The sequence below is a fragment of the Nonomuraea sp. NPDC049649 genome (genome assembly GCF_040675175.1).
Taxonomy (GTDB): Bacteria; Actinomycetota; Actinomycetes; order Streptosporangiales; family Streptosporangiaceae; genus Nonomuraea.
The window spans coordinates 537,056-548,238 of record NZ_JBFAOH010000001.1; the positions used below are offsets into that span (position 1 = coordinate 537,056).

Genomic DNA, 11,183 nt, shown 5'->3' on the forward strand with positions numbered 1-11,183 from the left:
GCCTGATTTCTACACCGCGTGATCAGCGGAGGATGCCGTTGGTCATCCCGGCGGGCTCCTCCGGCACCGCCATGAGCCCCAGCTCCGCCCGCGCCGCCATCAGCGGATGGTACGGCACGACCCGTACGGTGTAGCCGAACGCGCCGGTGTGGCCGAGCGGGACCACGCCGGTGTAGTGGGCGCGGCCGTCGTCGTCCACCCCGTCGGGCGTCAGCTCGGTGTAGTCGGGGTGGATCAGCTCGTCGTGCGCGCCGACCCGCCCGTAGGCGGCCTCCACCAGCACGTCGCCCGGCTCCAGGTCGCCGAGCGTGATCGTGGCCCGCAGTTCCAGCGAGGCGCCCACCTCCGGGGTGTCGCCGACGCCCGAGGCCTCCACGTGCTCGACCCGCACCCCCGGCCACTCCTTGGTGACCTTGAGTCGCCAGTCGGCGAACGCCCGGGCGGGCGCGTACCCGTCGGCGGACAGCTCCCGCGCGGCGCGGGCGGCCGGCGTGTAGAGCTCGACCACGTACTGGCGGAGCATCCGCCCGGCCAGCACCTTCGGGCCGAGCGAGGCCAGGGTGTGCTTGACCATCTCCATCCAGCGGCGGGGCAGCCCGTCGACGCCCCGGTCGTAGAAGCGGTCGGCCACCTCGTGCTCGACGAGGTCGTAGAGCGCGGCGGCCTCCAGCTCGTCACGCCGGACCGGGTCGGCCACCCCGTCGGCCGTGGGGATGGCCCAGCCGTTGGTGCCGTCGTACCACTCGTCCCACCAGCCGTCGCGGATCGACAGGTTGAGCCCGCCGTTGAGCGCCGACTTCATGCCGGAGGTGCCGGACGCCTCCAGCGGGCGGAGCGGGTTGTTCAGCCATACGTCGCAGCCCTGCACCAGGAGCTGGGCCAGGGCCATGTCGTAGTCGGGCAGGAAGACGATGCGGTGGCGCACCTCGGGCCGGTCGGTGAACTTGACGATCTGCTGGATCAGCTTCTTGCCGCCCTCGTCGGCCGGGTGGGCCTTGCCCGCGATCAGGATCTGCACCGGCTTCTCGGGGTGGAGCAGCAGCTCGGTCAGGCGTTCGGGGTCGCTGAGCATGAGCGTGAGCCGCTTGTAGGACGGCACCCGCCGGGCGAACCCGATGGTCAGCACGTCGGGGTCGAGCGCGTCGTCGATCCAGCCCAGCTCGGCCGGGGAGGCGCCGCGGTCGAGCCAGGACCGGCGCAGCCGCGCCCGCGCCGCCTCGATCAGGCGGCGGCGGAGCGTGCGCCTGATCTCCCAGATCTCCGCGTCGGAGATCTTCTGCACGCCCTCCCAGCCGCGCGCCCGCTCCAGCAGCGAGGGCAGCTCGCGCTCGGCCAGCTCCATGAACTCGCGGCCCACCCAGGTCGGCGCGTGCACGCCGTTGGTGATGGAGCCGATCGGCACCTCGTCGACGTCGAAGCCGGGCCACAGGTCCTGGAACATCTCGCGGCTGACCTGGCCGTGCAGCCGGGACACGCCGTTGACGCGCTGGGCCAGCCGCATGCCCATGACGGCCATGTTGAACCGGCTGGGGTCGGCCTCGGCGCCGAGCGCCAGGATGCGCTCGACCGGCACGGTCGGCCAGCCGTTGTCGCCGCCGAACTGGCGGGCGATCATGTCGACCGGGAACCGGTCGATGCCCGCGGGCACCGGGGTGTGGGTGGTGAAGACCGTGCCGGCCCGGACCACCTCCAGCGCCTCGTCGAAGGAGAGCCGCTGCTCGGTCAGCTCGCGGATGCGCTCCAGGCCGAGGAAGCCCGCGTGGCCCTCGTTGGTGTGGAACACCTCCGGCTCGGGGCTGCCGGTGATGCGGCAGAAGGCGCGGATGGCGCGCACCCCGCCCACGCCGAGCAGCAGCTCCTGCAGCAGCCGGTGGTCGGTGCCGCCGCCGTAGAGCCGGTCGGTGACGTCGCGGGCGGCGCTGTCGTTGTCGGCCACGTCGGAGTCGAGCAGCAGCAGCGGGACCCGGCCGACCTGCGCCACCCAGATCTGGGCGTGCAGCACCCGCTCGTCGGGGAGCGGGATGCGGATCTTGACGGGCGCGCCGCCGGGCTCCTTGAGCAGGCTGAGCGGCAGGCCGCCCGCGTCGAGCGACGGGTAGTGCTCCAGCTGCCAGCCTTCGGGTGAGAGCGACTGGGTGAAGTAGCCGTGCCGGTAGAGCAGGCCGACGGCGAGGATCGGCACGCCGAGGTCGCTGGCCGTCTTGAGATGGTCGCCGGCCAGGATGCCCAGGCCGCCCGAGTACTGCGGCAGCGCGGCGGCGATGCCGTACTCGGGCGAGAAGTAGGCGATCGCCCGCGCGGCGTCCGGCAGCGTCTGGTACCACCGCGGCCCGGTCATGTACGCGCGCAGGTCGTCGGCGGCGTCGTCGAGGCGCCGCCGGAAGCGGCGGTCGGCGGCCAGCTCGGCCAGCCGCTCCGGCGCGACGGCGCCCAGCAGCGCTACCGGGTCGTGGCCGACCTGCTCCCACAGCGCCGGGTCGACCTCGGCGAAGAGATCCATCGTCTCCGGATGCCATGACCAGCGCAGATTGTGCACGAGCTCGCCGAGTGCGGCCAGCTCCGCGGGCAGAACGGTGCGGACGGTGAAGCGGCGAATTGCTCTCACAGTGTGAACCCTAGGGCTAGGCGGAACCTCTGGTTCCTTCACCCCCAGGACGGGCGTTCAAACCCCTTCCGGGATGAAGCATGAAGGGCGGGGATTGGGGCAACTTTCTCCAATGTCAGGTTCTCTCGGGGACACTCGGGAGCTCTATCCGCTGCTGCCCGCAAATGACGTGCAAGGATCGATCCTGCCAGGAAAGCCTCCGGCGGTACCGGGTGCCGTCGCAAACCTTGAAATGCGATGATCGGACGTATTCCCATCACGGACATCTCCCCCGTCGTCGACTGCGGGCAGTGGCCCGCGAAGGCGGTCGCCGGCGAGACCTTCGAGATCTCCGCGACCGTGTTCAGAGAGGGCCACGACGCCGTGGCCGCCGGAGTGGTCCTCACGGCTCCCGACGGGGAGCGCGGCAGGCTGAGACCGATGCGCGAGATCGCCCCCGGGACCGACCGGTGGGCCGTGGACGTGTGCCTGCCGAGCGAGGGCGACTGGCTCTTCCGCGTGGAGGCCTGGAGCGACCCCGTCGCGAGCTGGCTGCACGACGCCGGGATCAAGATCCCGCGCGGCATCGACACCGACCTGATGTGCGAGGAGGGCGCGCGGCTGTTCGAGCGCGCCGCCAAGGCCGTGCGGCCGGCCGACTGCCCGGCGCCGGACGGCGGCGAGAGCGCCTGCGGTCACCGTGCCGCCCTGCTCGGCGTCGCCGCCAGGCTCCGCGACGCCGGTCTCGATCCGCGGGCCCGGCTGTCGGTGGCGCAGCTGCCGGAGACGGCCGCGCTGCTGGCCGCGCATCCGCTGCGCGACCTGGTCACCAGGGCCAGGCAGCAGAAGGTGCGGGTGTCGAGGCGGCGGGCGCTGTACGGGTCGTGGTACGAGTTCTTCCCGCGGTCGGAGGGGGCCGTGGTGAGCGGCTCCGGCGTCTCCAAGTCCGGAAATTTCCAGACTGCGGCCAAGCGGCTCCCCGCCATCGCCAAGATGGGCTTCGACGTCGTCTACCTGCCGCCGATCCACCCGATCGGCCACACCTTCCGCAAGGGGCGCAACAACACGCTCAGCCCCGAGCCCGACGACCCCGGCTCGCCCTGGGCGATCGGCTCGGAGGACGGCGGGCACGACGCGGTCCACCCCGACCTGGGCACCATCGACGACTTCGACGACTTCGTGGCCCGCGCCCGCGAGCTGGGCATGGAGGTGGCGCTCGACTTCGCCCTGCAGTGCTCCCCCGACCACCCGTGGGTCAAGGAGCACCCGGAGTGGTTCACGATCCGGGCCGACGGCTCGATCGCGTACGCCGAGAACCCGCCGAAGAAGTACCAGGACATCTACCCGCTCAACTTCGACAACGACCCCGAGGGCCTGTACGCGGAGATCAAGCGGGTGCTGCGCCACTGGATGGACCACGGCGTGCGGATCTTCCGGGTCGACAACCCGCACACCAAGCCGGTGGCGTTCTGGGAGCGGCTGCTGGCCGACATCCACGCCACCGACCCGGACGTGCTGTTCCTGTCGGAGGCGTTCACCCGGCCGGCGATGCTGCAGACGCTGGCCAAGGCCGGCTTCCACCAGTCCTACACGTACTACACCTGGAAGAACAGCAAGCCCGAGGTCGAGGAGTACCTCTCGGAGCTGGCGCACACCACGTCCGCCTTCCTGCGGCCGAACCTGTTCGTCAACACGCCGGACATCCTGCACGAGTACCTGCAGCACGGCGGGGTGCCGGCGTTCAAGATCAGGGCCGTGCTGGCGGCCCTGGCCTCGCCGACGTGGGGGATGTATTCGGGGTACGAGCTCGCGGAGAATGTCCCGGTTCGCCCGGGGAGTGAGGAATATCTCGATAGCGAGAAATATCAGTACCGGCCGCGCGATTGGGTCAGCGCGGAGCGAGAGGGCCGCAGCCTGGCACCTTTCATCACTCACCTGAATTTGTTCCGAAGAGCCCATCCGGCCCTCCAGGAATTGCGTAACCTACGGTTCCACAGGGTCGACCAACCGGACATCATCTGCTTCTCGAAGCGCCTTCCCGGCGCCTACGACAGTGCCACACGACGGCACGGACTGGGCGACGTCGTCATAGCGGTGATCAACCTTGATCCGCACCACACGCACGAGGCGACGGTCGATCTCGACCTGCCCGCCCTCGGGCTCGACTGGAATGCCGAATTCGTGGTCGACGACGAGCTGTCGGGCGAGACGTACCGTTGGAAGCAGTACAACTACGTGCGCCTCGACCCTCACATCCACCCGGCCCACATCCTCACCGTACGAGCGTCGCCACGGTAGAGCTGAATTCAGCGGGGAGTCTTCAACTGTGTGTGCAAGCGCCTCCCTCATGAGCGTCCGGAAGGAGAGCTCATGAGCTCCACACCCATTCCCAACACTTTCGACGACGAGAAGCCGCGCGACCCGTACTGGTATCGGCGTGCCGTCTTCTACGAGGTGCTCATCAGGGGTTTCGCCGACTCCAACGGCGACGGCACCGGCGACATCCGCGGCCTCATCGGCAAGCTCGACTATCTGCAGTGGCTCGGGGTCGACTGTCTCTGGCTGCTCCCGCTGTACGAGTCCCCCCTGCGCGACGGCGGCTACGACATCGCCGACTACATGAAGATCCTCCCGGAGTTCGGTGATCTGGGCGACTTCGTACGCCTGGTCGACGAGGCGCACCGGCGCGGCATGCGGGTCATCGCCGACCTGGTGATGAACCACACGAGCGACGCCCACCCGTGGTTCCAGGCCTCCCGGCACGACCCGGAGGGGCCGTTCGGCGACTTCTACGTCTGGTCGGACACCGACGACCGCTACTCCGACGCCCGCATCATCTTCATCGACACCGAGACGTCCAACTGGACCTACGACCCGGTCCGCGGGCAGTACTACTGGCACCGGTTCTTCCACCACCAGCCGGACCTCAACTACGAGAACCCGGCGGTGCAGGAGGCCATGCTGGAGGTGCTGCGGTTCTGGCTGGACCTGGGCATCGACGGGTTCCGGCTGGACGCGGTGCCGTACCTCTTCGAGGAGGAGGGCACCAACTGCGAGAACCTTCCCCGTACGCACGAGTACCTCAAGCGGGTGCGGGCCGAGGTCGACCGGCTCTACCCCGACCGGGTGCTGCTGGCCGAGGCCAACCAGTGGCCGTCGGACGTGGTGGAGTACTTCGGCGACCCGGTGGGCGGCGGGGACGAATGCCACATGGCCTTCCATTTCCCCCTGATGCCGCGGATTTTCATGGCGGTGCGCCGCGAGTCCCGCTACCCGATCTCCGAAATTTTGGCTCAAACGCCGAAAATCCCGGAAAACTGCCAGTGGGGGATTTTCCTCCGTAACCATGATGAGCTGACCCTCGAAATGGTCACGGACGAAGAGCGCGACTACATGTACGCCGAGTACGCCAAAGACCCCCGCATGCGGGCCAACGTCGGCATCCGCCGCCGCCTCGCCCCCCTGCTGGAGAACGACCGCAACCAGATCGAGCTCTTCACCGCCCTGCTGCTCTCGCTGCCCGGCTCCCCGGTGCTCTACTACGGCGACGAGATCGGCATGGGCGACAACATCTGGCTCGGCGACCGCGACAGCGTCCGCACCCCCATGCAGTGGGACCCCGACCGCAACGCCGGCTTCTCCGACTGCGACCCCGGCCGGCTCTACCTGCCGGTCATCATGGACCCGATCTACGGCTACCAGGGGCTCAACGTCGAGGCCCAGCAGAAGAACGCGGCCTCGCTGCTCCACTGGACCCGCCGGATGATCGAGATCCGCAAGCGCCACCCGGTCTTCGGGCTGGGCGAGTTCATCGAGCTCAACTCCTCCAACCCGAGCGTGCTGGCGTTCGTCCGCGAGCTGGGCGACGACCGCATGCTCTGCGTGAACAACCTGTCCCGATTCCCGCAGCCGGTGGAGCTGGACCTGCGCCGGTTCGTCGGCGTGTCGCCGGTGGAGACGATGGGCGGCGTGCCTTTTCCTCCGATTGGCGAGCTTCCGTATCTTTTGACGCTCCCTGGGCATGGGTTCTTCTGGTTCACCCTTCCGCCGGCCCGCACCCAGGAGGAGTAGGACGTGCTGGACGAGCTCCTTGCCGCATGGATCGGTCGTCAACGCTGGTTCGGCGGCAAGGGGCGCCCGATCGACTCGCTGTCGATCGACTCGGACGTCGTCATCCAGGCGGGCGACCCGTGCCTGCGCCACCTGATCGTCTCGGTCTGGCAGGAGGGCTCCCGCGAGCGCTACCAGCTCCTGCTCGGCCTGCGCCGGGAGCTGCCCGAAGCGCTCGGCCACGCCTACGTCGGCACGTACCCCTCCGGCGGGGTGCAGTGGGCCGCGTACGACGCCGTCCACGACCACGAGCTGACCCGCTGGGTGCTGGAGTCCATGGCGGCCGACGCCACCACGCAGGACATCCGCTCCCGGCACCTGCCGGGCGTCGAGATCGACACCGGCCAGCGCAGCATCGTGCTCGGCGCCGAGCAGTCCAACACCTCGCTGGTCTTCGGCGAGGCGTACATCACCAAGCTCTTCCGCAGGCTCGTCCCCGGCGTCAACCCGGAGCTGGAGGTCGTCGTCGCGCTCGCGGCCCGGGGCGCGCCGCACATCGCGCAGCCGTACGGATGGATCGAGACCGACCTCGACGGCACCCCCACCACGCTGGCCATCACCCAGGAGTACCTGTCGAACGCCGCCGACGGCTGGGACCTGGCGCTCACCAGCGTCCGCGACCTGTACAACTCGCTGCCCGGCCTGCACGCGGCGGAGGCGGGCGGCGACTTCGCCGCCGAGGCGGCCCGGCTGGGCACCGCCACCGCCCGCGTCCACCACGAGCTGCGCGCCGCGTTCGGCACCGGCGTGATGACGGCGCCCGAGGTCAAGCGGATGGCCGAGGACTTCAGACGGCAGCTCGGCCGGGCCGTGGGCCAGGTGCCCGAGCTGCGCGAGCACGTGCCGGCGCTGGAGCGCGCCTACCACCGGGTCGAGGAGCTGAACGCCGAGGTGCCCGTCCAGCGGGTGCACGGCGACTACCACCTGGGCCAGGTCATGCGCACCACCACCGACTGGGTGGTGCTCGACTTCGAGGGCGAGCCCGGCCAGCCGCTGGCCGAGCGCCGCGCCCTCTCCTCGCCGCTGCGCGACGTGGCCGGCATGCTCCGCTCCTTCGACTACGCGGCCCGCCACCTGCTCGCCGGCCACGCCGAGGCGGACCGCCTGGAGCCGAAGGCCGAGGAGTGGGCCGAACGCAACCGCTCCGCGTTCCTGGAGGGCTACGCCGAGGGCGGCGGCGTCATAGCTCCCGCCGACGCCGCGCTGCTGCGCGCCTTCGAGCTCTCCAAGGCGGTGTACGAGGTCGTGTACGAGGCCCGCAACCGCCCCACCTGGCTGTCGATCCCGCTGGCCGCCTTCCGCCAGCCGGCGGGACTCCCCCAGGGCTGAGCCCTCAGCCGAGGAACTCCAGGAGAGCCGCCGTGAGCTCCCCCGGGGCGTCTTCCTGAACCAGGTGACCGGCCCCGGGAATCAGCCGCAGCCCGGCCCCCGGGATACGGGACACCAGCTAGTGCGCCTTGGCCACGGGGATCCAGCCGTCGTCCTCCCCCCAGCACACCAGGACGGGAAGCGAGATGGTCTCGTACCGCCCTTGGATCTCGTCGGTGAAGCGCTGGTCGGCCTGGGCGATCTGGCGGTAGAAGGCCCGCTGCCCCGCCTCGCCGAGCCACGGCTCGACCACCCGGTCGAGGGTCTCCGGATGGAGCCCCCGGCTGCTCGCCGACCCGGCGTATTCACGTACGAGCGCGCGGTGCAGACCGGGCGGCAGCCGCTCGAAGACCTCGGAATGCTCGCCCACCAGCCGGAAGAACGGCGACCCCCAGGGCGCGAGCGCGACCGGATCGACCAGCGCCAGCCGCCGGTAACGCACGCCGTGCAGCAGATGGGCGCGGAGCGCGACGGCACCGCCGAAATCGTGCGCCACCACGAGAGGCTCCGTCAGGCCCCAATGGTCCAGCAGCTCGGCGAAGACCCGGCCCTGGGCGCCCAGCGAGACGTCCTGCCCGTCGAACTTCGCCGAAGCGCCGTAACCCGGCATGTCCCAGACGAAGACCTGGTGACGCGCGGCGAGCGCCCGGGCCACGCCGCGCCAGACGTAGGAGGAGAAGGGCGTGCCGTGCAGCAGAACCACCGGCGCGGCGGCCGGATCCCCGAACCGGTCCCAGCGCACCTCCCCCGAGCTGCCGGCGAACGTCCTGCTCAGCGTCCAGTCAGGCACAGTGCCCAACCTCCCCGTGTCATTAGCGAATCCGCCTTTGACACCTTACACACGCGGAGATCACTTCCGCCAGAACAGATGGTGGATCACACCGCTGGAGCTCGGCACCACGTCCAGGTGGTAGCGGTCGAGCAGTTCCTCGGGCGAGCCCCACAGCCGCAGCCCCGACCCCAGCTTCACCGGCGCGACCGCCACATGCATGGTGTCGACCAGGCCCGCCTCGAGGAACCGGCGGATCGTGGTGACACCGCCGCCGAGCCGGACGTCCTTGCCCCCCGCCGCCTCCCGCGCCCGCGCCAGAACCTCCGCCGGGTCGCCGCCGACGAAGTGGAAGGTGGTGTCGGAGAGCGTGAACGACGGCCGCTCGTGGTGCGTCATGACGAACACCGGAGTGTGGAACGGCGGCTCGTCACCCCACCAGCCGCGCCACTCGTGGTCGCGCCACGGACCGCGCTGCGGCCCGAACTTGTTGCGCCCCATGATCTCGGCCCCGATGTTGCACGAGAAGTCCCGGGTGAAGTAGTCGTCCAGGCCCCTGCTCCCGCCGGGGTCGGTGCGGTTCGGCCAGCTCGCCGTCGCACCCGCCCACGCGAACAGCTTCCCGGGATCGACGGCCCGGCCGAACGGGTGCTCCAGGCTCTGGTCCTCGCCGGCGGCGATGCCGTCACTGGAGACGCAGAAGTTCTGCACTCTCAGCAGCTGGGTCATGGTGTCCTCCCATATGAAACGACGTCGGGAGTTAAGACTCCCCACACCGGGAGAACTCATCGGTGTGCTTCGGAAACCTCCGGCTCCGGAGAGGCGAGCCGGGGAACGTGGCGGAGGGTGACCGCGGCCAGGACCGCCGCGGCGAGCAGGACGACGGCGGCGGCCACGGCCGTGGCCGTCAAGCCCGAGGTGAAGGCGGCCCTGGCCCCGTCCGCCAGCGTGGCGGCGACCCCCGCGGGCTGTCCGGACGCGACGGCGATGGCGCCCCCGAGGGTGTCGCGGGCCGCTTCCGCCGCCTCCGCCGGGATCTCATCCGGTACGCGCAGGCGGGCCTGGTAGACGGCGGCCGCGATGCTGCCGAAGACCGCGAGCCCGGCGGCGCCGCCGAACTCCTGCGCCGTCTCCGACAGCGCGGCCGCCGAGCCCGCGCGCTCCTCCGGCGCGGCGCTGACGACGATGTCGGTGCCCAGCACGAGCAGCGGCGATCCGCCCAGGAAGAACAGGGCGTGCCCGGTCACCAGCGCGGGGAGCCCGTACGTCCCCGCCGTCGTCAGCAGGAGCACCCCGGCCGCGCCCAGCACCAGCCCGGCGGCCCCGAGAACCGCGGGGCGCACGCGCCGGGCCAGCGCCGGGGTCGCTACGAACCCGACGATGACCAGCACGGTGTTGGGCAGCATCCACAGCCCGGCCTCCAGCGGCGACAGGCCGAGCACGAGCTGCAGGTACTGCGCCGCCAGCAGGCCGATCCCCGGCCCCACCAGAATGACCAGCATCAGCGTGCCCAGCGCACCGGAGAAGCGCCGCTCGGCGAAGAGCCGCAGGTCGAGCAGGGGTTCGGCGAGCCTGCGCTGCCTCCGTACGAAGACCACCGCCAGCACCGTCCCCACCGCCAGGGAGAGCAGCCCGGAGCGGGCGGCGCCACCGGCGGCCAGCTCCTTCACCCCGTGCGTGACCGCGAGCGCGGCCACCACCGACAGCACCACGCTGAGCGCATCGGCCCGGCCCGCGCCGGGCGAGCGGAACTCGGGCAGCAACAGCGGCCCGAGCACGAGCAGCACGGCCATCACCGGCACCCCGAGCAGGAACGCCGACCCCCACCAGAAGCTCTCCAGGAGCATCCCGCCGACCAGCGGGCCGATCACCATGCCGCCGGTGAACCCGACCATCCACAGGCTGATCGCGGTCGTCCGCTGGGCGGGGTCGTGGAACATGGTGCGGATCAGCGACAGCGTCGACGGCATCAGCGTCGCCCCGGCCACACCCAGCGCGGCCCTGGCGGCGATGAGCACCTCGGCGCTCGGCGCGTACGCCGCCAGGGCGGAGGCGAGCGCGAACGCCGCCGCGCCGGTCAGCAGCAGCCGCCTGCGCCCGATCCGGTCACCGAGCGTCCCCATGGGGATGAGGAAACCCGCGATCAGGAACCCGTAGATGTCGTTGATCCACAGTAACTGCGCCCCGGTGGGCCGGAGGTCCTCGCTCAGCGCGGGCACCGCCAGGTGCAGCACGGTCACGTCGATGGAGAGCAGCAGGGTCGGCAGGATGAGGACGGCCAGGCCGATCCACTCCCGCCGCCCCGCGCGTTGCGTGATCATGCACGCAACGCTAGAACCTCAGCCTTACTTG

The 11,183-nt window shown here is 70.7% G+C and carries 6 protein-coding genes and 1 pseudogene; 3 read left to right on the top strand and 4 right to left on the bottom strand.

Going from position 1 to position 11,183, the window contains the following annotated elements:
• Positions 1–22 precede the first annotated feature (22 nt).
• Positions 23–2,605 (bottom strand): alpha-glucan family phosphorylase, encoded by a 2,583-nt coding sequence (gene glgP / locus AB0J42_RS02535; protein WP_364287760.1) that lies wholly within the window; start codon positions 2,603–2,605, stop codon positions 23–25.
• A gap of 237 nt (positions 2,606–2,842) precedes the next feature.
• Here glgP and AB0J42_RS02540 point away from each other — a divergent pair, with 237 nt between their 5' ends.
• From AB0J42_RS02540 to AB0J42_RS02550, 3 genes are all read left to right on the top strand, one after another.
• Entirely contained in the window at positions 2,843–4,882 is a 2,040-nt protein-coding gene (locus AB0J42_RS02540) for an alpha-1,4-glucan--maltose-1-phosphate maltosyltransferase (protein WP_364287763.1), read from the top strand.
• A gap of 72 nt (positions 4,883–4,954) precedes the next feature.
• Positions 4,955–6,655 (top strand): maltose alpha-D-glucosyltransferase, encoded by a 1,701-nt coding sequence (gene treS / locus AB0J42_RS02545; RefSeq protein WP_364287766.1) that lies wholly within the window; start codon positions 4,955–4,957, stop codon positions 6,653–6,655.
• Positions 6,656–6,658: 3 nt separating this feature from the next.
• On the top strand, positions 6,659–8,023 hold the full coding sequence (locus tag AB0J42_RS02550; RefSeq protein ID WP_364287769.1) for a phosphotransferase: 1,365 nt from the start codon (positions 6,659–6,661) through the stop codon (positions 8,021–8,023).
• 4 nt (positions 8,024–8,027) lie between these two features.
• Here AB0J42_RS02550 and AB0J42_RS02555 read toward each other — a convergent pair.
• The 3 genes and pseudogenes from AB0J42_RS02555 to AB0J42_RS02565 all read right to left on the bottom strand — a co-directional run bounded on the left by AB0J42_RS02555 (position 8,028) and on the right by AB0J42_RS02565 (position 11,152).
• A pseudogene (locus AB0J42_RS02555) lies at positions 8,028–8,861 on the bottom strand (alpha/beta fold hydrolase).
• 51 nt (positions 8,862–8,912) lie between these two features.
• Positions 8,913–9,560: a dihydrofolate reductase family protein gene (locus tag AB0J42_RS02560; protein ID WP_364287772.1), complete on the bottom strand. Its 648-nt coding sequence runs from the start codon at positions 9,558–9,560 to the stop codon at positions 8,913–8,915.
• A 56-nt stretch (positions 9,561–9,616) separates the two neighbouring features.
• Complete coding sequence (locus AB0J42_RS02565) at positions 9,617–11,152, bottom strand: MFS transporter (RefSeq protein WP_364287775.1); 1,536 nt, start codon at positions 11,150–11,152, stop codon at positions 9,617–9,619.
• Positions 11,153–11,183: the final 31 nt, after the last annotated feature.